This window comes from Olavius algarvensis spirochete endosymbiont (genome assembly GCA_900608495.1).
Taxonomy (GTDB): domain Bacteria; phylum Spirochaetota; class Spirochaetia; order DSM-2461; family DSM-2461; genus UBA2779.
The window spans coordinates 1-404 of sequence record UWYT01000254.1 but is presented as its reverse complement, the minus strand read 5'-3'; the positions used below and the strand labels follow the sequence as shown (position 1 = coordinate 404).

The window sequence follows — 404 nt, the reverse complement described above, 5'->3', positions numbered from 1 at the left end:
TCTGCGACTTCTTTTACAGCGATGTTGGATTAGAAGAACTCCAGATCAACTTCTTCTCAGGCAGGGCCCAGGTGAACCTGCTTGGCTTTCGCCGCAGCTACGGCGAGCTTGCAAGCCAGACCGGCAGGGTTAAGAGGGAGTACAAGAGGAAGGCCATCGAGGATGCCTCCACCGCTCCCACGGGAGAGGTGGGACTTACGGGAGGCTCTTAGATGAAAGTCATAGCCATGTGCAATCAGAAAGGTGGGGTTGGTAAGACCACGCTCACCCGGGAGCTTGGCTGCTATCTAGCCCATGCAGGTGAGAGGGTGCTTCTAATCGACTCCGACGGCCAGGCTAATCTTACCAGGAGCTTCTTCGAGAATGAACCTGAGAGGGGCCTCTATGAGGCCATACTGGATGGA

At 55.4% G+C, this 404-nt stretch carries 2 protein-coding genes; both read left to right on the top strand.

Annotation, left to right across the window (positions count from 1 at the left end):
* A partial coding sequence (locus S1OALGB6SA_RS10320) for a hypothetical protein (protein ID WP_195910375.1) occupies positions 1 to 212 on the top strand: 212 nt, incomplete at its 5' end.
* On the top strand, positions 213 to 404 hold a 192-nt coding region (locus S1OALGB6SA_RS07865; protein ID WP_148084052.1), incomplete at its 3' end, for a ParA family protein.